The sequence below is a fragment of the Pontibacter sp. LHS2 genome (assembly GCF_058932845.1).
This window is the reverse complement of the sequence record NZ_JBZYWG010000002.1, coordinates 707,010-729,473: the sequence shown is the minus strand read 5'-3', so window position 1 is coordinate 729,473 and position 22,464 is coordinate 707,010. Positions and strand designations below refer to the sequence as shown.

21 protein-coding genes are annotated in these 22,464 nt (G+C 48.8%); 15 read left to right on the top strand and 6 right to left on the bottom strand.

Annotated elements, in window-relative coordinates; genetic code table 11:
• Window positions 1-39: 39 nt before the first annotated feature.
• Entirely contained in the window at window positions 40-1,188 is a 1,149-nt protein-coding gene (gene bshA, locus AC5FX6_RS11775; RefSeq protein WP_493597249.1) for an N-acetyl-alpha-D-glucosaminyl L-malate synthase BshA, read from the bottom strand.
• A gap of 68 nt (window positions 1,189-1,256) precedes the next feature.
• Window positions 1,257-4,208, bottom strand: a complete 2,952-nt coding sequence (locus AC5FX6_RS11770) for a serine hydrolase domain-containing protein (RefSeq protein WP_493597248.1) — start codon at window positions 4,206-4,208, stop codon at window positions 1,257-1,259.
• Between the two features lie 362 nt (window positions 4,209-4,570).
• Between AC5FX6_RS11770 and mutL the strand changes: the two genes are divergently transcribed.
• The 3 genes from mutL (at window position 4,571) to AC5FX6_RS11755 (ending at window position 8,305) form a co-directional block, all read left to right on the top strand.
• On the top strand, window positions 4,571-6,394 hold the full coding sequence (gene mutL / locus AC5FX6_RS11765; protein WP_493597247.1) for a DNA mismatch repair endonuclease MutL: 1,824 nt from the start codon (window positions 4,571-4,573) through the stop codon (window positions 6,392-6,394).
• Window positions 6,395-6,498: 104 nt separating this feature from the next.
• Window positions 6,499-7,275 (top strand): rhomboid family intramembrane serine protease, encoded by a 777-nt coding sequence (locus tag AC5FX6_RS11760; protein WP_493597246.1) that lies wholly within the window; start codon window positions 6,499-6,501, stop codon window positions 7,273-7,275.
• A 115-nt stretch (window positions 7,276-7,390) separates the two neighbouring features.
• Window positions 7,391-8,305, top strand: a complete 915-nt coding sequence (locus AC5FX6_RS11755; protein ID WP_493597245.1) for a rhomboid family intramembrane serine protease — start codon at window positions 7,391-7,393, stop codon at window positions 8,303-8,305.
• Between the two features lie 486 nt (window positions 8,306-8,791).
• On the opposite strand, the gene mdh is transcribed toward AC5FX6_RS11755, so the two are convergent.
• Together mdh and tilS are read right to left on the bottom strand one after the other, a co-directional pair.
• On the bottom strand, window positions 8,792-9,733 hold the full coding sequence (gene mdh / locus AC5FX6_RS11750; RefSeq protein WP_007653210.1) for a malate dehydrogenase: 942 nt from the start codon (window positions 9,731-9,733) through the stop codon (window positions 8,792-8,794).
• 243 nt (window positions 9,734-9,976) lie between these two features.
• Window positions 9,977-11,308, bottom strand: a complete 1,332-nt coding sequence (tilS, locus tag AC5FX6_RS11745; protein ID WP_493597244.1) for a tRNA lysidine(34) synthetase TilS — start codon at window positions 11,306-11,308, stop codon at window positions 9,977-9,979.
• Window positions 11,309-11,416: 108 nt separating this feature from the next.
• On the opposite strand from tilS, the gene AC5FX6_RS11740 reads away from it, so the two are divergent.
• From AC5FX6_RS11740 to AC5FX6_RS11700, 9 genes are all read left to right on the top strand, one after another.
• On the top strand, window positions 11,417-13,258 hold the full coding sequence (locus AC5FX6_RS11740; RefSeq protein WP_493597243.1) for an OstA-like protein: 1,842 nt from the start codon (window positions 11,417-11,419) through the stop codon (window positions 13,256-13,258).
• A 55-nt stretch (window positions 13,259-13,313) separates the two neighbouring features.
• Complete coding sequence (locus AC5FX6_RS11735; protein WP_493597242.1) at window positions 13,314-14,138, top strand: outer membrane protein assembly factor BamD; 825 nt, start codon at window positions 13,314-13,316, stop codon at window positions 14,136-14,138.
• Between the two features lie 11 nt (window positions 14,139-14,149).
• Complete coding sequence (locus AC5FX6_RS11730) at window positions 14,150-14,476, top strand: DNA-directed RNA polymerase subunit omega (RefSeq protein WP_493597241.1); 327 nt, start codon at window positions 14,150-14,152, stop codon at window positions 14,474-14,476.
• 5 nt (window positions 14,477-14,481) lie between these two features.
• Entirely contained in the window at window positions 14,482-15,042 is a 561-nt protein-coding gene (locus AC5FX6_RS11725; RefSeq protein WP_493597240.1) for a flavoprotein, read from the top strand.
• Window positions 15,026-15,685, top strand: coding sequence for a bifunctional phosphopantothenoylcysteine decarboxylase/phosphopantothenate--cysteine ligase CoaBC (gene coaBC, locus AC5FX6_RS11720; RefSeq protein WP_493597239.1), 660 nt, complete (start codon window positions 15,026-15,028; stop codon window positions 15,683-15,685). Before AC5FX6_RS11725 ends, coaBC begins: the two co-directional genes overlap by 17 nt.
• Complete coding sequence (porD, locus tag AC5FX6_RS11715; protein ID WP_493597238.1) at window positions 15,678-16,583, top strand: type IX secretion system protein PorD; 906 nt, start codon at window positions 15,678-15,680, stop codon at window positions 16,581-16,583. Before coaBC ends, porD begins: the two co-directional genes overlap by 8 nt.
• 68 nt (window positions 16,584-16,651) lie before the next feature.
• Window positions 16,652-16,882, top strand: coding sequence for a hypothetical protein (locus AC5FX6_RS11710; protein WP_493597237.1), 231 nt, complete (start codon window positions 16,652-16,654; stop codon window positions 16,880-16,882).
• Between the two features lie 75 nt (window positions 16,883-16,957).
• Window positions 16,958-18,637, top strand: coding sequence for a DNA repair protein RecN (gene recN / locus AC5FX6_RS11705; RefSeq protein ID WP_493597236.1), 1,680 nt, complete (start codon window positions 16,958-16,960; stop codon window positions 18,635-18,637).
• A 207-nt stretch (window positions 18,638-18,844) separates the two neighbouring features.
• Window positions 18,845-19,663: an enoyl-ACP reductase FabI gene (locus AC5FX6_RS11700; protein WP_493597235.1), complete on the top strand. Its 819-nt coding sequence runs from the start codon at window positions 18,845-18,847 to the stop codon at window positions 19,661-19,663.
• A 237-nt stretch (window positions 19,664-19,900) separates the two neighbouring features.
• Here the strand turns inward: AC5FX6_RS11700 and AC5FX6_RS11695 are convergent, their stop codons facing one another.
• Both AC5FX6_RS11695 and AC5FX6_RS11690 read right to left on the bottom strand, forming a co-directional pair.
• On the bottom strand, window positions 19,901-20,272 hold the full coding sequence (locus AC5FX6_RS11695; protein WP_493597234.1) for a cupin domain-containing protein: 372 nt from the start codon (window positions 20,270-20,272) through the stop codon (window positions 19,901-19,903).
• A gap of 17 nt (window positions 20,273-20,289) precedes the next feature.
• Window positions 20,290-20,520, bottom strand: a complete 231-nt coding sequence (locus AC5FX6_RS11690) for a Kazal-type serine protease inhibitor family protein (RefSeq protein ID WP_493597233.1) — start codon at window positions 20,518-20,520, stop codon at window positions 20,290-20,292.
• Window positions 20,521-20,743: 223 nt separating this feature from the next.
• Between AC5FX6_RS11690 and AC5FX6_RS11685 the strand changes: the two genes are divergently transcribed.
• From AC5FX6_RS11685 to AC5FX6_RS11675, 3 genes are all read left to right on the top strand, one after another.
• The gene (locus AC5FX6_RS11685; protein ID WP_493597232.1) at window positions 20,744-21,133 is read left to right on the top strand and encodes a CsbD family protein; all 390 of its coding nucleotides are present in this window, start codon (window positions 20,744-20,746) and stop codon (window positions 21,131-21,133) included.
• 179 nt (window positions 21,134-21,312) lie between these two features.
• Window positions 21,313-21,642, top strand: a complete 330-nt coding sequence (locus tag AC5FX6_RS11680) for a YtxH domain-containing protein (protein ID WP_493597231.1) — start codon at window positions 21,313-21,315, stop codon at window positions 21,640-21,642.
• Window positions 21,643-21,891: 249 nt separating this feature from the next.
• A complete protein-coding gene (locus tag AC5FX6_RS11675) occupies window positions 21,892-22,389 on the top strand; it encodes a YtxH domain-containing protein (RefSeq protein WP_493597230.1) in 498 nt (165 codons plus the stop codon).
• Window positions 22,390-22,464: the final 75 nt, after the last annotated feature.

Below are 22,464 nucleotides of genomic sequence, written 5' to 3'. Positions count from 1 at the left end.
AGGTATAGCAGCCGGATTTTTTTAATGTTTATTTCTGAGTTACAACGGATTGCCTGTTTCGGCTAGTTGTGCGTCGATGATACGTTGGTAGAATTGCTCGTAGAGCGGTACAATCTTATCTATGTCGAAATCATGAGCACGTGCCAGGGCATTTGCCTTGAAGGTGGGTAAGTTGGCATCATCAAGGATATGCAGGGCATTCTTCACCATGTCATCCACATCGCCTACTTCACTTACAAAGCCAGTTACACCATGTGTGTTCAACTCAGGTATACCGCCGGCATTTGTCGAGATAACCGGTACTTCGCAGGCCATCGCTTCGAGTGCGGCCAGACCAAAGCTTTCTTTCTCAGACGGCATCAGGAACAGGTCAGCAATAGAGAGCACTTCTTCTACAGCCTCCAACTTGCCCAGAAAGCGCACATCGTTGCAGATTTTAAGGTCACGGCACAGCTTCTCCATCTTTGGACGTTCCGGACCATCACCCACCAGCAAGAGCTTGGATGGCATTTTTTCACGTACCTTGGCAAAGATTCGAATCACGTCTTCGACGCGCTTCACGCCCCGGAAGTTTGAGGTATGTACCAATAGCTTCTCGTTGTTCGGACTGATAGCTGCTCTAAAGTGCTCTTTCTTCTGACGCTTGAATTTTTTCAGGTCGATGAAGTTTGGGATCACTTCAATGTCTTTCTCTATCTGGAAGAATTCGTAGGTCTCGGTACGCAGGCTCTCCGATACAGCTGTTACGCCATCGGACTGGTTGATGCTGAACGTGACCACCGGCTCGAACGAAGCATCCTTACCTACCAGCGTAATATCCGTGCCATGCAACGTCGTGATCACAGGTATGTAGATACCCTTGGTACGCAGGATCTGCTTGGCCATGTAGGCTGCTGAAGCGTGCGGTATGGCATAGTGCACGTGTAGCACGTCAAGCTTCTCGAAACGGGCGATATCAACCATCTTACTGGCCAGCGCCAGTTCATAAGGCGGATACTGGAAGAGTGGGTAATTCGGGATGTATACCTCGTGGTAAGAGACATTCTCATTGAAAAAATCGAGGCGGGCGGGTTGACTGTAGGTGATAAAATGCACCTGATGGCCTTTAAGCGCCAGTTCCTTGCCGAGTTCTGTAGCGACTACGCCACTTCCCCCGAAGGTAGGGTAACAAACTATTCCGATTTTCATGGTTCTATAAGGTGGTAAAAACAAGTGCAGCCCTATGCGGGGCTGCACCTGTAACAATCCGATATATGTTAAGTTTTTGGAACAATCGATTTATAAATCACATCGTGTATACGGGTGCGGATATTATACTTCACCAGTTTGGAATTGCCCGCGTCCGGGTATACCCTGTTAGACAGGAAGATGTAAATGAGCTGGTTTTCCGGATCTACCCAGGCACCTGTACCGGTAAAGCCAGTATGGCCGAAGGTGGATTTAGAAGCTAGGTTCGAAGTTGGGCCATTGCCGTCCGGATCAGGCTTATCCCAACCCATGCCGCGGCGGCTTGTGCTAAACTGGCGCTTCGAGAACTCCGTCACTACCGGGGTCGTGTAAAACTTGTGACCGCCGTAGTTGCCGTTCTGCAGGTTCATTTGCATCAGCACAGCCAGGTCGTTGGCGTTGGAGAACAAGCCTGCATGACCGCCTACACCGCCCATCATAGCAGCGCCCTGATCATGCACCGTTCCCCAGATCAGATTCTTACGGAAGTAATTGTCGTCTTCAGTCGGCACGATCACCTCACGCTGGTGCTTCAGGAGCGGGTTATAAGTCATGGTGCTCAAACCAAGCGGACCATAGAAGTTCTGATCCAGAAACTCGTTTAGCGGCTGGTTCAGCAGGCGCTCCGACATGCGCTTCAGAATATAGAAGCCCAGGTCACTGTACTGGTATTCATAAGTTTTGGCAGCTTTTGGCTTTACCAGCAGCGGTGAGCGCACGGTCCAGGCCCACAAAGAGTCTTCCATCGATTTGATAGAATAGATGCCAGGTACCACTTCGTTCGGGAACACATCATTTTGGGCACTTGCATAGAAGGTCTGATTCAGTTGCAGTTTGTCCAATGTTTTCTGCCAGTGCGGTATACCTGCCCGTAAACCTGATTGGTGTGTCAGCACATCGCGAATTACCAGGTTAGCTTTGTTGGTGCCTTTTAGCTCCGGCAAATAAGTCGATACTTTCTCATCGAGGTTGATCTTGCCCTGGTCTTTCAGGAACATGACAGCCTGCAGTGTAGCTGCCACTTTAGTAATAGAAGCAATATCATATACCGTGTTGTTGGTTACCGGCTTTTTCTTGTCGTAGGTATAGTGACCGTAAGATTTGTTAAAGATTACGGTACCATTCTTTACTACCAGCACCTGCGCACCTGGCGTAGCGGCATAAGCAATAGCTTCAGTAGCGATGTTATCGATCTGCGCCAAAGTTTTGGAGTCCATACCTACGCTCTCAGGTGTGCCGTACTTCAGGCGACCGAGGGTAGGAGTGGCTATACCTGTACCAGCCTTCAGCGTGGCCGAAGCGGTAATAGGAAGTTTACCTTTGGCAGCTCGGGCGCCAAACAGCACCTGCGGCACCAGCGATTGAGAGATCGAGTTATCTTCATAACCGGCCACCAGCCAATCACTCTTGTCAAAATACTTTAGACTGTAAGCGTTGCCAAATACAGCTACCACTACTTTTTTATTTGTACGCTCCTGCAGGTACTGAATGAAAGCACGAGTACCTAAGCCGATGCCGAAATCCTTGAAAGGCGTATTGTTCATGCCATGCACACTCACCACCACCACGTCGTGGTCCTGCAGCTTCAGAATAAGCTTAGTGAAAGCAGTGTCAGGTGCAAACCTGTCTTTGATGTTGAACTTGGTTACAGGAGCATAGTTGCCAAGCGTCTGCTGGAATATATTATTGGGGCCTGCACCTATTGTCACGGAGGCAATGCTCAACGTATCCAGGTTACGGAAAGGAATCAGGTTGCTTTTGTTGCGGGCTACCGTCACGGCGTGCTCGTATAGTTGCTCCTGTACCACATTGCTCAGCGGACGATCTACTTCCTGCTGCAGGTTGGTCAGTGATACCGGCTTGTAGTTGTTCAGACCAGCCCAATATTTAGCGTGCAGGATCTTGCGCACACGTTGGTCGATATCCTCTTGCTTAAGTTGCTTGGAGGCCAGGGCTTCATTGATCTTGCGGATAGCGGTTGGTACGTCCTCCGGAAACAGGAGCACATCGTTACCAGCCATGAGCGCTTTCAGGTCTACCTCGCCAGGCTTATAGAAACTGCTCACGCCTTTCATGTTCAGGGCATCGGTAAACACAAGGCCCTTATACTTCATCTTCTCTTTCAGGATGCCCGTTACAATCGGCTTGGAGAGCGTAGCCGCCTGATTTTTGGTGGAGTCGATCTTCGGCATGTGCAGGTGCGCCACCATAACGCCCATCACACCGGCCTCAAATGACTTATGGAATGGGTAGAGCTCCACCTCTGTGAGGCGTTTTATGTCATGGTTTACTACCGGAAGGGTCAGGTGGGAGTCGGTATCGGTGTCGCCGTGGCCAGGGAAGTGCTTGGCCACAGCAATCACGCCATGGTCCTGCAGGCCTTTGATATAGGCCACACCGCGGCGGGCCACTTCTTCTTTGGTCTCGCCGAATGAGCGGTTGCCGATTACCGGATTGGCCGGGTTCACGTTCACGTCCAGCACAGGCGAGAAGCTCACGTGAACACCCATACGCTTCATTTTAAGTGCGATTTCGCGGCCCATCAGGTATACGTACTTTTCATCGGTGAGCGCGCCCAGTGTCATCTGCTTGGCAAAGTGCATGCTACTGTCAAGGCGCATGTTCAGGCCCCACTCAGCATCAAGTGCTACCAGCATTGGTACTCGTGCCTTACTCTGGAACCGGTTAGTCAGCTGGGCCTGGCGCACAGGACCGCCCTGCATGAACATAATGCCGCCAATGCCATAACGTGCCACCAGCGTGTCGATTGATTGGAAATGTTTTTCGTTTTTATTGGAGTAAGCGGCCACCATAAACAGCTGACCGATACGCTGATTCGGGGTCATGGATGTGAAGACACTGTCTACCCAGCTTTGCTCTTTTGAAGCCACAATAATGCTGTCTGACGGAGTCAGTGACATCAGCGGGCCCATCCCGAGAAAGATAAGTATAAGTAATCCTAAGCTAAAACTCTTCAACATCCTGTACTGGTATTATTATATTGGAACAAGTCGAAATTAAGCCTATTTTTGCAGAAGGCGGTTCAAAAAACAGAAAAAATTATTTCTGATTTTTCGCCCCCGTTAGGCGGTATAGTGGATGGTCCCTGTAGGTGCTAACGCCTCAAGAGCCACAAGCCATACATCAGTCTCTTGTTATAATCAGATTTCAGTCGATCTTTAATTTCCGACCGCATTTTGCAACCGGTCTGTAAATTAGTAATAAAATTCGTTCTGAATAAGTTCTGTTTTGACAAAATAGTATATTCAAAAATCTAACCGTTTTTATTAAAAACGCAAGATTTTGGATAGAAGATACCACCAAATTGAATTTGAAATAACGGATGTCCGATATTATACACTTATTGCCCGATTACCTTGCCAACCAGATTGCTGCAGGCGAAGTGGTGCAGCGGCCCTCTTCGGTGGTGAAGGAGTTGCTGGAGAACGCCATTGATGCCCGCGCCACAAGTGTGCAGCTGATTGTGAAGGAGGCCGGAAAACAACTGGTGCAGGTAGTGGACAACGGGATCGGGATGTCGGAAACCGACGCCCGCATGTGCTTCGAGCGCCACGCCACATCCAAGATCAAATCCACTGATGACCTCTTCCGGATCCGGACAATGGGCTTCCGGGGCGAGGCCATGGCCTCGATCGGGGCGGTAGCGCAGGTAGAGCTCAAAACCAAACCACACGGTGCCGAAACAGGTACCCGCCTGCTGGTAGAGGGCTCCACAGTGGCCGCTCAGGAACCAGCCGCAGTAGCTGCCGGTACTTCCATTGCTGTCAAGAATCTCTTTTATAATGTACCTGCCCGTCGTAATTTTCTGAAAACGAATGCGGTGGAGATGCGCCACATTCTGGACGAGTTTCAGCGTGTGGCTTTAGCTTATCCGGAAGTAGCTTTTATGCTGCACCACAATGACGTGGAGATATTCAGTTTGCCGGCCGGTAAGCTGAGTCAGCGCATTGTGGGAGTATTTGGCAACAACTACAAAGAGCAAATGGCTGGCTGCGAAGAAGAAACTCCTTTCATGAGCGTGCGCGGCTATATTGGCAAACCAGAGTTCGCCAAGAAAACCCGTGGTGAGCAATTCTTTTTCGTAAACAACCGTTTTATTAAAAGCGGTTATCTTAACCATGCTGTGATGACAGCCTACGAAGGACTCTTGCCGAAAGACAGCCATCCCTTCTATGTGCTCTTCATCGACATAGAGCCAGAGCGGATCGACATCAATGTGCACCCGACCAAGACCGAAATCAAGTTCGAAGATGAGAAGACGGTCTATGCCATCGTGCATGCCGCTGTGAAGAAGTCTTTGGGGACACACAACATCGCTCCTTCGCTTGATTTTCAAAGTGACGTAAACTTTGCACCGCTTCAGCCTATCCGGATGCCGAACGGGGGAGAGGGCTTTGAGAAAGAAGGCACCTTCCCTGGATTTAAAGTGCCTGCATCCCCAAAGAAACCAAGCACTAACGGGTGGGAACAGCTTTACGAGCCACTACGCGATGCAAAGCCTATGGAACAGGAAGAGCGGATCACCTCTCCATCAGGTATGAGCCTGCTTGACGATGCTTTTGCTGCCCCCATGACCACATCCAGCAAAACTTTGCAGGTGCATCACAAGTACTTGTTGGTGCAGGTGAAGTCAGGTGTGATGATCATCGACCAACAGGCAGCGCAGGAGCGGATTCTGTATGAAAAGTACATGGCTTCGCTCCAGAAAAAAATGGTGACTTCGCAGGCGCTTCTTTTCCCGCAAACCATTGAGTTGTCGCCCGCTGATTCGGCCTTGGTGAAAGAGCTGCGATCAGAATTTCAGGAGCTGGGCTTCCAGTTTGAGGACTTTGGCGGCAACACGATTATCCTGAACGCTATACCTGCCGATGTGCAGGCGGCCAATGAAAAAGAGCTACTCGAAGAGCTGATCGAACAGTACAAAAACAATTTGGCCACCTTGAAGCTTGATAAACGGGAGAACCTCGCCCGGGCTATGGCTAAGCGGCTGGCCTCTAAGCTGCAGCCGCGCATGTCAGACCTCGAGATGAACTCCCTCGTAGACAAGCTGTTTGGCTGCGAAGTACCCAATTATACCCCAGGCGGACAAAAGACGCTGGTTATTATGGAGCTCGGCCAGCTGCATGAGCTTTTTCTGAAGGGGTAGTTTGAATTGTTAAATGGTTGATTGCTTGTTGTTTTTCTATTGAGCCTTTATATGCTCAGGTATAGCAACAGCAGAGCAGTCAGCACGATAAACGAGAAGATAAGATGTTCAATATAACCCCCATGGTCAGGAACCTCCTGATCATCAATGTGGTCGTATTTATTTTGCAGGGTAATGTTTTTGATTACCGTTCATTTGCATTGCACCATTTCGGCTCCGACTACTTCCAGCCGATTCAGCTATTCACCCACATGTTTTTGCATGGCGGCTGGGCGCACTTGTTCAGTAACATGTTCAGTTTGTTCATCTTCGGACCCTTGCTGGAGCGTTTCTGGGGTTCGCAGCGCTTTCTGGCTTTCTACCTGATCACGGGCCTGGGTGCTAGTATGCTTTACTCTGGTGTTCGGGCGTATGAGTTGAACACCATAGAGAATGAAGCGGTACAGTACATCGAAAATCCGACACCAGTTGGTTTCTACAACTTTATGGAGTCGCACTACGCAGGCGGTTACGAGAAGCAGTTTGCTATTGAATATCAGCGCAACCCGGATAACGAAGGGTATATTGCAGAGAGCACAAAGGCAGTTCGTGCAGTCTTCAATCAGGCCTTCAACATGCCGATGCTGGGTGCTTCTGGTGCTGTGTTCGGTATCCTGATGGCTTTTGGTATGCTCTTTCCGAATCTGGAACTCTTCCTGCTATTCCTGCCCGTCCCCATTAAGGCCAAATATTTTGTGCTCCTATACGGCGGCTACGAGCTGTATGCGGGCTTCAACAGGGTGCCCGGCGACAATGTAGCACACTTTGCACACCTCGGTGGTATGTTATTTGCGTATATTCTTATTAAAATGTGGCAACGCAACGATTATCAGGATACGTAATAGTAAAAACAGTAAGTATAAGATAGCAAGGCACAAAAGCCTTTCCGGATAGCACGCATTTTTTGAAGCCAATTCCTGAAGCCTTTGTTCTGTCCTTTTTCAGCTAACAGGTATAATGAGCATTCTCCAAGACATAAAAGACTCTTTCCGGCAGCCAAACAACACCCTGAAGCAACTCATCCTCATCAACGTCATCGTTTTTGTGGCTCTGATTACGCTCCGGACGGTGCTGTACCTGACCAGTAGTAGCTGGGCCTACAGTGGGCTGATGCGCTTTATTGCGCTTCCCTCTGACCCGCTCGTTTTCATTACGCGTCCCTGGACGATCGTTTCCTATTTCTTTACCCATGAAGGCTTCCTTCACATCATCTTTAATATGCTCAACCTCTACTGGTTCGGGCAATTGATAAGGGAATACCTCGGCGAGAAGAAATTGTTGAGCCTCTACATATTAGGAGGTATAGCCGGTGGCCTGCTTTACATGCTGAGCTATAACCTGATTCCATACTTTGCCGACCGTGCTGCTTATGCCGTCATGATCGGAGCTTCGGCCAGTGTGCTGGCGGTGGTTGTAGCGGCCGCAACACTCATACCGAACTATACCTTTAACCTGATCATCATCGGTCCGGTTAGAATCAAGTATATCGCTGCTTTTCTGGTGATTCTTTCCATATCAGGTGCTATTGGCGATAACGCAGGTGGTAACATTGCCCACTTAGGTGGTGCGCTGTTTGGCTGGCTGTTCATCAAACAATTGCAGCGCGGTCGCGACATGGGGAGGCCCTTGCACGGCACCATGGACTTCTTCACTGGTTTGTTTAAGCGTCGTCCGAAGCTGAAAGTAACGCACCGACAGAAAGCCACTGTAGGGAATGGAGCCCGCAACAATTCCGGCTACCATACCGGGTATGCTGGTAAGCCAAGCCAAGTGGAAATCGATCTAATCCTGGATAAGATTTCTGTTTCGGGTTATGAGAGCCTTTCTAAAGAAGAGAAACAGAAGCTGTTTCAGGCGAGCCAGAAGGATTAAGCAGGTATAGCTGGTCTTTGACTGTCGCTTAGCCAGCCGGGCTTAGTCTCTAGTTCAGGTGTAGCAAACTAAACCTTGCGTGTTGCAACTGCTTTGTTTCATAGCTCGCCCTGGCCGGGCGGGCCTCACTTTTTTCCTTGATGAAAAAAGTAAGCAAAAAAATCAAGACGCTCCAAACTCGCTGAACGCTCAAACAGTGGAGCGTCAAAAGATGCACCGGGTAAGTGTGATTTGTTTCATAGCCAGCGTGCGAGTTAGTCTTGCAATTCGTGCCAGGGGTGTGGGTAGTCACTATGGAACTATACCTGAGAATTAGTAGCTACATATCCCCCGCCTTAGACAAGGAGGGGTTAGAGGTGGTTTGACCCGGTTTCTGCGAAAATCCTATCCATCCTTTTTAATCCTGCAAATCCTGATTCAGACAAATAAAAAGCGCCGCTCCTTTGCAGAAGCGGCGCTTTTCGTATCAATAAGTAGGTATAGCGATTAAGCTTTGGCGGCATTGATGTTGTCCAGCGCGTCCATTACTTCTTTTACGTGACCGCGTGACGTCTCCAGCAGTTGCTTCTCGTCTTCGTTCAGTTGCAGTTCGATGATTTTCTCGATACCGTTTTTGCCCAGGATAACCGGAACACCCAGGTATACTCCATCGATGCCGTACTCGCCTTCGAGCTTCACGCAAACAGGGAACACACGGCGCTGGTCGCGCACGATCGCCTCCACCATCTGAGCAGCTGCTGAACCTGGTGCATACCAGGCAGAAGTACCCATCAGTTTCACCAGTTCACCACCACCGTTCTTGGTGCGGTCAACAATAGCGTTCAGTGTTTCTTCGTCGATCAACTCAGTTACCGGGATACCACCAACCGTTGTGTAGCGTGGAAGCGGAACCATCGTGTCGCCGTGGCCGCCCATCAGCACCGCTTGGATGTCTTTTGGAGATACGTTCAGGGCCTCAGCCAGGAATGCACGGTAACGGGCAGTATCCAGTATACCAGCCATACCCATTACACGGGTGCGTGGCAATTTAGAAGTGATATGCGCTGCGTAGGTCATCACGTCAAGTGGGTTAGAAACCACGATAATGATGGCGTCAGGCGAGTGCTTCACGATGTTCTCAGTTACCGACTGCACGATACCTGCGTTGGTAGAGATAAGGTCATCGCGCGTCATACCCGGCTTGCGTGGAAGACCAGAAGTGATCACTACCACGTCAGAACCAGCAGTTTTGCTGTAATCGTTGGTTACGCCAACAGTGCGTGTGTCGTATAGGTTGATGGGGGCTTTCTGCCAGATATCAAGCGCTTTGCCCTCAGCAAAACCTTCTTTAATATCCACTAAAACTACTTCGTTCGCGATTTCGCGGTAAGCCAATACATCGGCGCACGTTGCACCCACGTTACCAGCTCCAACTACGGTTACTTTCATTGTAGGATATACTTTAATTATGGTTTGAGATTCGGTTTACTTCCGTAAAATTAGAAAAATCTATTGTTAAAAGCGTGCTTTCCTAGCAAGTATCACAACACACAGAGCACGATTTTTTAAATTTAGAGTTGTCGTATAAATGAAAAGCGACTGTCTTCTTCAAATTTAGACTTGCTGTGCCATGCCATACCTTTATAGTATGGATAGAAATCGTGAAACTGGTTGATCATTACTTACAAGGTATTACTTGCCACGCACCAATGAAATTTCCAGCACCTGTTCTGTCTTATCTGTCACCTTAAAACGATTGTCGAGTCGTTGACCGGCGATCCAGGCAATAGACTGGTCAGATACCAATACCAGCGTTTTGGCTTTAAGGTTGGCTGGGATCTTCTTATCAATTAAAAAATCACTGATTTTTTTCTTGCCATTCATGCCCAGCGGCACAAACCAGTCTCCTTCCTGCCACGGGCGCAACTTCAGCGGGAATTTAAGCAAACTGGCGTCTAAAGCAGCTAGGTGTGGTTTTGTGTTGAGCTTGTACTCACTGGCCGGTATATAGCGCAATGTCAGTTGCACATGCTCTTCGTTTACTTCGGTTTGGCCCTCCTGTATGGTCACACTGCCAAAGCGATTCAGGTTGCGCGGCGTGATCACAAGCTGGTCACGGTCCTTTACTAGAGTATGGCTTGGCGAATCGAATTGTTTACCGGAAAGTCCATTCAATGCCTCTACGAGCTCCAGTACTACAGAATAACTAAAATTAAAAGGGCGTAGCAACTCGTGCAGCACTACTGGCAGGCCGGTTGCATTTTGCAGCGGCGTAAGCGATAGGTATACAGCCTCTTCAGTTTCCTTTATACTTTGCTGGCACAGGTTATCGATATAGGCGTACACAATGGCTTCCGCCTGGCTCACCCGCTCGGCCGTGTGCTGCATGGTCTCCTCCAGATTCGGGTTGATTTCCTTGAGTACCGGAATTACCTCATGCCTGATTTTGTTGCGCTGATACTTCGTTGTCTCGTTCGAGGTGTCTTCACGCCAGATCAACCGCTGCTCTGTTACAAAATCGAAAATATCATCTTTCGTGACAGTGAGCATCGGGCGGATGATGTAGCCGTTTTTGGGAGGTATACCGTGCAGCCCGGCTATACCTGTGCCCTTGGTCAGGTGAAGCAATATGGTCTCAGTCAGGTCGTTGCTATGGTGTGCTGTGGCTACGTAATCGTAACCTTCCTGCTGGCGCACCTGTTCAAACCAGGTATAGCGCAGGGTGCGGGCCGCCATTTGGATGGAGAGTTTCTCCTGCGCGGCGAAGGCTCGGGTGTCGAAATTTTCGGTAAAAAACGGCACTTCATATTTTTTGGCCAGCTTTTTGGCGAAGAGTTGGTCGGCCTCGGCGTCTTCGGCGCGAAGCCCAAAGTTGCAGTGGGCAACAGCAAAGGTATATTTCAATTGGTGTAGCACTTCGCAAAGCACGATCGAGTCGATGCCGCTGCTCACAGCCACCAGTATTTTGCTATCTGGTTCGCAGAGATTGTGGGATTGGATGAAACCGGAAACTTTCTGTAGCATAAGTCAGCAGCTGGTATATTTTTTATAATTTTGAAGTTAATAACAGGCAAAGGCCACAGGTAAAGCAAACATTACCACTAACAGGGCCATTGTCTTTGTCCATAAAGCATGAACATCACAAAATTAGTTTATTCTATTCTCTTTACGCTATTGTCGCTGACAGTTTTGGCGCAGGAGCAACAGCAGCAGAAACCACCGGTGACTGTACGCCAGGCGACGCAGCAGGTACGACCGCAGCCGCCTAAGATTGTGCCGCAGCAACAGCCGCCGCAACCTCGCATTAACCAGCCGCAGCAGGCTCCGTCCCAACCGCGCACTACTCCACAGGAGCCGGCACGTTCGGGTCAGACGCCGGCCCAGCAAGGTCCTCAACAGCAGGACCGGGTAGAGCTTAAGGGTGCCGATGAGTTTATAGGTACTACTATTAACGGGAGACGTGTTACCAAACTGATCGGTAACGTGATTTTTCAGCAGAAAGAAACATTCTTGTACGCGGACTCTGTGTACCAATACCGGGATACAGAGGTATTGGAGGCATTCGGCAATGTGCGCATCAACCAGGCTGATACGGTAACGATGACCGGGACAAAAGCTATCTACGATGGTATTAGGCGTACTGCCAAAATGAGTGGCGGCGTGACCATGCAGGATCCCAACATGACCCTGACCACACCAACCCTGGACTACAATCTGGATTCACGCACGGCAGTTTATACCGAAGGTGGCACGATTGTTCAGCCCGAAAACCGTTTGCAGAGCCAGCGCGGTACTTATGACACGAATTCCAAAGTTTTTACCTTTCAGCAGAATGTAAAAGTTTTCTCGCCAGACTATGAGATCACTGCACAGAACATGCGCTATAACACCGAAAGCAAGGTGGTGTACTTTCAGGGGCCAACATTTATAAAGGGGCAGAGCGGAGACTTGTATGCTGAGCAAGGTACTTATAATACCGTCACTAAGGTGTCGCGCTTCGGGCGCAATGCCTATATCGTGACGCCGGAGTACCGTTTGGGAGGAGATGACCTGTATTATGACGAGGCTCGTGGCTATGGGGAAGCGAAGGTGAACATGACCATGCGCTCGCTCAAAGATGATGTGACCATACGTGGCCAGGTGGGCCGCTACTGGCGTGATCGGGGCGTGGCTAAGGTATGGGGCAGTCCCGTAATGGAGTCGATTATGGATGGCGATACCTTGTACATGGCCGCTGATTCGCTCATTTCGAGGGAGGCCAAGGCAGATGGGCAGCCAAGTATGCTGTTTGCCTTTAATAACGTGAAAATATACAAGTCTGACCTGCAGGGTACCTGTGACTCGCTGAGCTACAACCGTACCGACTCGCTGATGTACATGCACCGCAACCCAACCTTGTGGAGTGAGCAGAGCCAGATCGTAGGTGACACTATCCGCATCCACATGCGCAACAAGACCATTGATAAGATGTATATCTTCAGCAACTCCTTTATTACGTCCGAAGATTCGCTCCAAAATTATAACCAGGTGAAAGGTCGCAACATGGTGGCGCAGTTCCAAAACGGTCGTATGCGGCGGGTGAATGTGAATGGCAACGGGGAGAGTATTTATTTTGCTCTGGAAGGTGACTCGGTACTGACCGGTATGAACCGGGCCGTCTGTAGCGATATGATTTTGAACTTCGCAGAAAATAAACTGAAGTCTATTTCGTTCCTTGTAAATCCGGACGCTAAGTTCATACCGCCACACGAGTTGCAGGCTTCTGAACGAAGGCTGGAGGGATTTGCCTGGCTGGAAGAACTGAGACCGGATAAGAAAGAGGTGTTGGCGCCTCGTAAGCCAGTAGTAGAGCTGGCACCGCCTGCAAAAGCTGCTACGCCTGCCAAAGGCAAAGCATCCGGCACAAAGGCAGGCCAGTCTCAGCGCAAGAAGTCTGCCGCTGGAGCTGCTAAGCAGTCGCCGGTCCGTCAGTAAACACGCTATATTCACGCTTGTAAATCACAGGGATATTGTATAATTTTGCCCGTTCATGAACAGAGGAATCCTGCATACCGTCGTAATGTTGTGCCTGTTGGTTATTGCAACCAGCTGCAGCAACTTTCAGAAGCTATTAAAAAGCAACGACGTTGACCTGAAATACAAAGCCGCGCTCGAATATTACGAGAAAGAGGACTACTACCGTGCAAACCAACTGCTCGAGCAGGTAATGCCTTTGATGACAGGTAGAGAAGAGGCTGAGAAGGCCCGTTTCTATTACGCCAACACGCATTACCAGCAACGGGAGTACATGTTGAGCGCCTTCCAGTTCCGCACTTTCTACGAAACATACCCGCGTAGTGAACTCGCAGAAGAAGCTATGTTCCTGCAGGCGAAGTCACTTTACAATGATTCACCGGACTTTGAGCAGGATCAGACAAGTACAGTGACCGCAATGGAGTCAATTCAGGAGTTCCTGGTGCGCTTTCCGAACAGCCAGTATGCGGCGGAAGCCAATACCATGTTCGATGATCTGAGTGCCAAACTCGATCTGAAAGCATTTGAGAGCGCCCGATTGTACCATAAGTTATACAGATACAAGTCGGCTGTGGTAGCTTTTACCAATTTCCTGCGTGAAAACCCGTCATCACCTTACAGTGAGCAGGCTGCTTACCTGAGAGTAGACGCACAATACCGCTTCGCATTGGAAAGTGTGCCAGACAAACAGCAGGAGCGCTTTATGGAGGCAGTAGATTTCTACCAGAGTTTCATTGACCAGTATCCTGACAGCCGCTATCTGCGTAATGCCGAGCAAGTGTATGCCAACACGCAGTCGGAGCTCGAGAAAATAAAGAAAAATAACCCAAGCAATTCATAAATCAAGTATATATGGCATCAGTTCCATCATCAATCGTTACCCGTAACATGGCCGACTTCGCAAAGCAGACGGGCAATGTATACAAGTCTGTTTCGGTGATCTCCAAAAGAGCAAACCAGATATCTGTGAAGCTAAAGGAGGAGTTGAACTCTAAACTGGCTGAGTTTGCGACAACAGTGGATAACCTGGAAGAGGTGTTCGAGAACCGTGAGCAAATCGAAATCTCTAAGTACTATGAGCGTTTGCCAAAGCCAACTAACCTGGCTATCGAGGAATTCCTGGAAGGCAATGTATACGTTCGTACACCAGACGAAGAGACTGACGAAACATCGCTGTAAAGCGTATGCTCCGGAATCGGAAAATAGTATTAGGAGTTTGCGGAAGTATAGCTGCTTATAAAGCAGCCATGTTGGTCCGCTTACTCGTGAAAGCAGAAGCAGAAGTGCAGGTTATCCTGACCACTTCTGCTTCTGCCTTTATAACCCCGCTCACTTTAGCGACCCTTTCCAAACGGTCGGTCCTCACCGAGTTTGTGCTCAATGAGCAGGGTGTCTGGAACAACCACGTGGAACTCGGCCTTTGGGCGGATGCCATGGTGGTAGCGCCTGCCAGTGCCAACTCAGTTGCCAAATTTGCAAATGGTTTCTGCGACAACCTGCTTTCAGCGACTTATCTGTCAGCACGCTGCCCGGTGTTTGTGGCGCCAGCCATGGACCTGGACATGTACCAGCACCCATCGGTACAGGCCAACTTTACGAAGCTTCGTGGGTATGGCAACTTCATCATCGAGGCAGGGTATGGTGAACTGGCCAGCGGATTGGTAGGGCAGGGGCGTATGGCTGAGCCCGAGGAAATTATTCGCGTACTAGAAAATCACTTTTCAGGCATTGGAAAAACTGTTTAACGGCAAAACTGTCGTCCTGACCGCAGGTCCCACGTACGAACCGATTGATCCGGTACGCTTTATCGGTAACCACTCAACCGGCAAAATGGGCTATGCACTGGCAGAATGTTTTGCCAGTCGCGGTGCTCAGGTTCACTTGGTAGCCGGGCCAACCAACTTGCAAGCACAGCATGATGCCATAACGGTTATACCTGTTACTACCGCTGATGAAATGTATGGCGCTGTAAGCAAGCTCTCAACCAAAGCTGACATTTGGGTGTTTGCTGCCGCTGTAGCCGATTATAGACCCAAAGTGGTAGCCGACCGCAAAATAAAAAAAGCAGGGGACGAACTGACGATCGAGCTCGTAAAGAACGTTGATATAGCAGCGGCGCTCGGTAAGGAGAAGCGTGCAGATCAGTTTGCAGTAGGCTTTGCCCTGGAGACTGACAATGAAGACAGCAATGCCCGCCAGAAGCTGAAAAAGAAAAACCTGAATATGATCGTGCTCAACTCGCTTAATGATCCGGGCGCTGGTTTTAAGCATGATACAAATAAAATCACTATCATTGAAGAAGATACGACCACTGCGTTTGAGTTAAAGCACAAAAGCGAAGTGGCACAGGATATCGTCAACTTGATTTGGGAGAGACTCTATGCTTAAGCGACTGTTTGTTTTGCTGTGTGTGATGGGAGTAGCTTTGGGAGCCCGTGCCCAGGAGCTGCAGTGCGATGTGGTAGTCAACAGCGAACAGGTAGCTTTTGCTAACCGGCAACTGTTCACCGAAATGCAGAACCGCATTTTCGAGTTTATGAACAACCGTCGCTGGACAAACCAATCTTACAGAGTTGATGAGCGCATCAAATGCCGTATCCTGATCAACCTGACCGAAATGCCCGAAGTAGGGACTTTCCGTGCCAACGTGCAGATCGTGTCAGTAAGGCCGGCTTATGGCACTGGTTACGAGTCTACGCTTTTCTCGTTTATTGACCGCGATTGGCTTTTCCAGTTCAACGAAGCGCAGCCACTCGACTTTGCCGAAAATAACTTTACAGGTAACCTCTCGGCCATGCTGGCATACTATGCCTACATGATCATCGGGATGGACAATGACAGCTTTGGCAGACTAGGAGGCTCTCCAGCATTTGATCAGGCACGTGGTATCCTGAATTTGGCTGCTTCACAGAATTCTATTTTCCCGGGCTGGCGTCCGTTTGAGGGCAACCGAAACCGCTACTGGATGATCGACAACTTACAGGACCCTGTGTTTATACCTTTCCGTGAAGGGATCTACGCCATGCACCGCCAGGGGATGGACCTGATGGTACAAGATCCGGAGAAGGCACGGAAGACGATGCTCGAAGTGCTACGGAACATCCAGAAGATATCGCAGCAGAAGCCCGGCGCGGCTCTGATCCGCTCTTTCTTTGAAGCCAAGTCAGATGAGCTGGTGAATATTTTTAAATCAGCCGCACCAGCCGACAAGCAGGCTGCCTATACCTTGCTCACGCAGGTAGATCCTACCAACAACACCAAATACGAAGTGCTACTCCAGCGCTAAGCCTTTTCCAAATTTCGCAGAAAGCGCGTATCTTCACGGGGCGGAAAGCTATACCTGCGCAAACACCTATGGGCAAACGCCAGATCAGAATCTACCGAAACAAATTGGCCGATCACCTGCCCGACCTGCTGCAACAACAGACAGTGCAAGTTGTGTTGAGAAGCCGTGTGGTTATGCAGGGCGTGCTACAGCATGTTTCGGCTGACGAACTGGAATTGCTGGATGGCCGACGCAGCATGCATACTATACCTGTGCAGGATGTCGAGGAAGTGATCTACGACATTGAAGCACCTTATTAAAATACACCCGAATTATCGAACTAAGTCCGGGCATTAAATCTTATACCTTGTGACTAGCGTCTTGCATTCTGATATATGCTGATTGATCTTAAAATAAAAAACTACGCACTGATAGAGCAGTTGGAAATGAATCCATCGCCGGTGCTTAATATAATAACAGGCGAAACAGGTGCCGGTAAGTCCATTATGCTGGGCGCTATCGGCTTGCTGCTCGGTAACCGTGCTGACTCCAAACTACTTTTCAATCACGAGCAGAAGTGCGTGATTGAAGGAGTGTTTGATATCTCGCAGTATAATCTGAAAGAGGTTTTTACAGCCGAAGACCTGGACTTTGACGAGCACTGCATCCTGCGTCGTGAAATCAGCCCAAGCGGAAAGTCTCGCGCCTTCGTGAACGACACGCCCGTAACGCTCGACGTGCTGCGCAAGATAGGAGAGAACCTGATGGACATCCACTCGCAGCACGACACGCTGCAGTTGGGTGACACGAGCTTTCAGCTGAACATCCTCGACATATACGCTGGCAATACCTCACTCGACATCTATGCTGGTAACTTGTCATACCTGAAAGATTACAATGAGACATTCCGCAAGTATAAGAAGCTCGAGGGCGACTATAAGAAACTAACTGACCAACTCGCACAGGCTCAGAAAGAACTTGATTACAATACCTTCCTGCTCAACGAACTGGAAGAGATAAACCTGCAGGAAGACGAACAGGAGCAGCTTGAGACAGAGCTAAAGGAACTAGAGAATGCGGAAGACATTAAGCTGAAGCTGACACAGGCCGTGCAGTATCTGACAGAGTCAGAGTTCAATATCACGTCTGCGCTGAAAGACACCGTACAACTGATCGGGCAACTGGCCGCTTTCTCACCGAAGTATGAAGAGCTCCGCACCCGTACTGAGAGCTGTATGATAGAGCTCAACGACGTAGCTGGAGAACTAGAGGATGCTGAGCGTCGCACTGAAGCTGATCCGGCTCGCACTACTGAAGTGCAGGAGCGGCTCAATACCATCTATACCTTGCAGCGCAAGCACCAGGTGCAGAGTATTGCTGAGTTGCTTGAAATACAGCGTGAACTTGAAAACAAAGTAGGCAGTGTGCTCAACCTCGATAACGCCCTTTCCAGCACCGAGAAAGCCATGAAAGAAGCTGAGCAAAATATGCTGGAGAAAGCCGCCGTGCTGTCAGAACGCCGCAAGGCTTCTTTTGGCAAGTTTGAGCAGGAGCTTTATGTATTGCTGGCTGAGCTGGGTATGCCGAACGCCCGCATTGTGATCCAGCATAAAGCAGCCGCCCCAACTGCTACCGGTACTGACGAGATCAGCATTCTGTTCAGCGCCAACAAGGGCGCGCAGCCGCAGTCATTGGTGAAAGCAGCCTCTGGTGGTGAATTCTCCCGACTGATGCTAAGTATCAAATACATGCTGGCCGATAAGACTGCCTTACCAACGATTGTGTTCGACGAAATTGACACAGGTATATCTGGTGAGGTAGCTGTGAAAGTGGGTAAAATGATGCAGCAGATGGCCCAAAAGCACCAGATCATTGCCATTTCACACTTGCCACAGATCGCTGCGCAGGGTAACTCACATTACTTTGTGTATAAGCACGACACCGAAGAACGTACCATCAGCCGCGTGAAGAAACTAAACGATAAAGAACGTGTAGATGAAATAGCGCACATGATCGCAGGCGCCAACCCAAGTGCTAGTGCTTATAAGAGCGCCAAGGAGTTACTTTCGCTATAAGACGACACACTACCTCCTTGTGCCTTTAATGAGGACCAGTAATCTATAAGAAGGTCTGGGAGGTAACAGATAAAAGGAGCTTAAGTGAATGATGCTTCATCTGAACTTGAGTTATACTCAGTTATTGCTATATTGCTACCTGATTTCTGCGGACTATACCTGTCTGGTGGGAATCCTAATAATGTGAAACATTAACCTGACAAATACATGTCTTACAATCTGCTTAAAGGAAAGAAAGGAATCATTTTCGGAGCGCTTGACGAGAAGTCAATCGCTTGGAAAGTTGCCATGCGTGCCAAAGAAGAGGGCGCTGAGTTTGTGTTGACCAATGCGCCATTGGCAATGCGTATGGGCGAGATCAATAAACTGGCTGAAACTTGCAATGCTCAGGTTATACCTGCCGATGCTACTTCAGTAGAAGATCTTGAAAACCTTTTTACCAAAGCGCAGGAAATACTGGGCGGCAAGATTGACTTCGTGCTGCACTCAATCGGTATGAGCCCGAACATCCGCAAAGGCAAGACTTACGGTGACCTGAACTACGACTGGTTCCTGAAGACGCTGGACATTTCGGCACTTTCTTTCCACAAAGTAATGCATGTGGCCGAGAAGCAGAATGCCATGAACGAGTGGGGTTCTATTGTAGCTCTTTCGTACATCGCGGCACAGCGTGTTTTCCCTGACTATACCGACATGTCGCAGGCGAAGGCTGTGCTGGAGTCGATTGCCCGTAACTATGGTTACCGTCTGGGTAAGATGAATAAAGTGCGTGTAAACACTGTATCGCAGTCACCAACTAAAACGACAGCTGGTACAGGCGTAGGAGGTTTCGATGCTTTTTACGACTATGCTGATAAAATGTCCCCACTTGGAAACGCTTCAGCTGAGTCTTGCGCGGACTACTGCATTACGCTGTTCTCTGACCTGACGCGTATGGTCACCATGCAGAACCTGATGCATGATGGTGGTTTCTCTACAATGGGCATCTCTGAAGATGTAGTAGAAATGATCTCTAAGCAGTCTTAGCATTAGATCTTAAAATTGAGGTGTGTGACCATTTGTAAGTGAGTAGTGCATACCTAATGATACAAAAAGCCCCTGGTGCTGTTAGCGTCAGGGGCTTTTTGTATGTTTTTCTTAGAAAGTGTCAGTACAGAAGTATCAGGTAAATAATTAAAGAAAAGCAGTGGTGCTATACCTGCTTAAAGGTATAGAAAATACGCAGTTCATAGTTACTCGCCTCTAAAACTTTAGTGTTCCGAATTAATCCTCTTCCCTGTGCACTTTGGTGAAGTCAAAGGCAGGCACGCAAACCGACCAGTACTCCGTTTCCTCGTCGTAAGGGTTGGAATAACGGATACGAGAACCAGCTTTGATCAGGATAGACTCGCCTGCTTCGACTACCACTTCTTCACCGTTTATCTCAATCAGCTTGCGGCCGCGTAGTACAATAGTGATTTCATCAAACTCAGGTGTCTGATGCGGTTCGCCCCAGTTTGGTGGCGCTACCATGTGCGCCACACTAAAAGCATCGGTGCGGGTAGAGGCTTTACCAAAGTGCTCCTCTATTAGTTTGCCGTCCGTGGTAGGTACACGGAAAGGCTTGGTTTGTTTGAAGTATTTTTTCTCAGACATAGGCTGGCAGGTATAGCTTAGGATTTGGTAGGGCACTCGCCTTTAGTGGTGGAAGTTACACCGGCACGATCAGCCTCGCAGGCATTGCCATAGGTTTTGCCGTCGCAACCGCACACTGGATCGTACTGCATGGTGCACATTTGATCAGGATTGACTTTGGACTGGTCGATGCAAGGTATTTCGCTGTTTTTGCAAGAGTAAAAGACACTGATTGCCAGCATTGCTGTAACGAAGGCTGTTTTTTTCATGATGTTTTATTTGTTATCGTTTATACGCACTAGTTCGTGATATGAAAAGCATACGACGGCTTTGCGATTCCTTAAAGACAAAAGTAAGGAGTTGCAAACTAAGTATGTACCACCCCGTATGTATTGGAACGTAAAATAAAACGAATTCAGGTATAACAACTCTACTATCCGTACGAAGTAGCTATACCCTATAAAAGAAGAACATCAGAAAATGATAAACAACATGAACGACGAAAAAGGTAAAATTCTGCTGGCTACGCTGGCCGGTATTGGAGTGGGTGTAGTGGCAGGTGTACTGCTGGCCCCTAATAATGGACTGGACACACGCGATAGCCTGAAAAAAACTTTGACAAAAGTAGGCGACGATGTTGAGCGCACCGTGAAAAACTTCATGGATAAGCTTGAGAGCAGCAAGGTGACAGACGACGGAAGCAGCCTGGTAATGCGCGGCTCCTGGGATGACGTGAAAGGCCAGCTTAAGAAGAACTACGCTGACCTGACTGAAGATGACCTCACTTATGTAGAGGGGCAGGAGGATGAACTGTTTGGTCGTTTACAGCAAAAGCTAGGCAAGACCAAAAATGAAATCATGAAGCTGATCAAAGACTTATAAGTCTCGACAAAATAAGTTGAAAGCTCAGTAAAACATTTTACTGAGCTTTTTTTCTTTATTTAAATGCAGTATAGTATAAAACTGTTGTATAGTTATAACTTAATACTGACCTTCGTCGTTATAATTTCAACAGTGAATATTAAAGAAAACAAATCTATCAATTTATAATAAACACAACTATGAAAGATAATAGCGGAAAGATCATGCTTGCGCTGTTGGCTGGCGCTAGTGCCGGTGTAATTGCAGGTTTACTAATGGCTCCAGACACAGGTGAGCACACTAGAACTGGCATTAAGAAGTGGGCTAACAAGCTAAGCAAAGATCTGGAGAAGAACCTGCAGACTGGCTTGGATGAGATCAAGAACATGAGCAATGATGCGATGAGCAAAATGGGTGGTGCTAACAAATCAGAAGGCAACACAGGTGGTAACGCATCGTCTTCTTCTACTGGCTCTACTGGTTCATCTACTGGCACAAATGCCGGTGGTTCTACTGTAACCAACGTTTAGTTTGCCATTTAGGGCGTAACTCACTCAAGACGTATACTCTAAACTTAGTTTGCTCCCGGGGCTTATTTGCCCGCTGAGGCGGAATCAAGCTTTGTAAAGACGAAAAGGCCTGTCCCTTACCGGGGCAGGCCTTTGTTTTTAGTGGAGTAAGAGCAGGATTGCGTTAACCTTCGCACTTTAGTCCCGTTATTATTTTAAAGAGTATTATAAGTTCGTACAAGCGAATTCACAATAAAACGACATTAGACTATGAGAACGAAAATGGATTACAGCAGCCTGGGAGAGTCAAAAAGTACATACAGCAACACCCCAAAATCTTCTTCTACCTACAGCCAGGTAGGCAAAGAGATCAGCGGAAATGTCACGCATTCTTCTATTCGCGAACCGAAGCATCAGCCACAGACGCAAAAGCAAACACAGCAACGTACCGGGTATGGTAGTGGTAGCCGTATGGGCACTTCCTCCAGCTCGCACAGTGAGGGCAGCGGAACGCTGGGGGTGGCCATGGGCCTGCTTGCCGGTGCCAGCGTAGGTGTGCTCGCAGGTATACTCATGGCGCCAGACAGTGGCCGTATTACCCGTCGCCGCCTGTCAGACTCCGCTGCCTGGGTAGGCCGCGGCATCAACGAGAAGTTGCGTGCCGGCAAGGATAAAACAGATTCCTGGATAGGGAAAGCAGAAGAGAATTTTAAGGGTACTACTGATTCACTTAAGAATAATATGTCAGGCTCCGGCAAAGAGCTTTAAACATCACAGGTATAGCGCTATACCTGCAGTGCATAAAAAAAACGCCCGCTATACCTTAGCGGGCGTTTTTTATGC

Coding starts and splice junctions, on each gene's coding strand:
- AC5FX6_RS11755 (WP_493597245.1), top strand. CDS start 7,391: ATGAGCATTCTCCAAGACATAAAAGACTCTTTCCGGCAGCCAAACAAC.
- recN (WP_493597236.1), top strand. CDS start 16,958: ATGCTGATTGATCTTAAAATAAAAAACTACGCACTGATAGAGCAGTTG.
- mdh (WP_007653210.1), bottom strand. CDS start 9,733: ATGAAAGTAACCGTAGTTGGAGCTGGTAACGTGGGTGCAACGTGCGCC.
- AC5FX6_RS11675 (WP_493597230.1), top strand. CDS start 21,892: ATGAGAACGAAAATGGATTACAGCAGCCTGGGAGAGTCAAAAAGTACA.
- AC5FX6_RS11725 (WP_493597240.1), top strand. CDS start 14,482: ATGCTCCGGAATCGGAAAATAGTATTAGGAGTTTGCGGAAGTATAGCT.
- AC5FX6_RS11700 (WP_493597235.1), top strand. CDS start 18,845: ATGTCTTACAATCTGCTTAAAGGAAAGAAAGGAATCATTTTCGGAGCG.
- AC5FX6_RS11740 (WP_493597243.1), top strand. CDS start 11,417: ATGAACATCACAAAATTAGTTTATTCTATTCTCTTTACGCTATTGTCG.
- tilS (WP_493597244.1), bottom strand. CDS start 11,308: ATGCTACAGAAAGTTTCCGGTTTCATCCAATCCCACAATCTCTGCGAA.
- AC5FX6_RS11730 (WP_493597241.1), top strand. CDS start 14,150: ATGGCATCAGTTCCATCATCAATCGTTACCCGTAACATGGCCGACTTC.
- AC5FX6_RS11690 (WP_493597233.1), bottom strand. CDS start 20,520: ATGAAAAAAACAGCCTTCGTTACAGCAATGCTGGCAATCAGTGTCTTT.
- AC5FX6_RS11695 (WP_493597234.1), bottom strand. CDS start 20,272: ATGTCTGAGAAAAAATACTTCAAACAAACCAAGCCTTTCCGTGTACCT.
- porD (WP_493597238.1), top strand. CDS start 15,678: ATGCTTAAGCGACTGTTTGTTTTGCTGTGTGTGATGGGAGTAGCTTTG.
- AC5FX6_RS11685 (WP_493597232.1), top strand. CDS start 20,744: ATGAACGACGAAAAAGGTAAAATTCTGCTGGCTACGCTGGCCGGTATT.
- mutL (WP_493597247.1), top strand. CDS start 4,571: ATGTCCGATATTATACACTTATTGCCCGATTACCTTGCCAACCAGATT.
- bshA (WP_493597249.1), bottom strand. CDS start 1,188: ATGAAAATCGGAATAGTTTGTTACCCTACCTTCGGGGGAAGTGGCGTA.
- AC5FX6_RS11735 (WP_493597242.1), top strand. CDS start 13,314: ATGAACAGAGGAATCCTGCATACCGTCGTAATGTTGTGCCTGTTGGTT.
- AC5FX6_RS11680 (WP_493597231.1), top strand. CDS start 21,313: ATGAAAGATAATAGCGGAAAGATCATGCTTGCGCTGTTGGCTGGCGCT.
- AC5FX6_RS11760 (WP_493597246.1), top strand. CDS start 6,499: ATGTTCAATATAACCCCCATGGTCAGGAACCTCCTGATCATCAATGTG.
- AC5FX6_RS11770 (WP_493597248.1), bottom strand. CDS start 4,208: ATGTTGAAGAGTTTTAGCTTAGGATTACTTATACTTATCTTTCTCGGG.
- AC5FX6_RS11710 (WP_493597237.1), top strand. CDS start 16,652: ATGGGCAAACGCCAGATCAGAATCTACCGAAACAAATTGGCCGATCAC.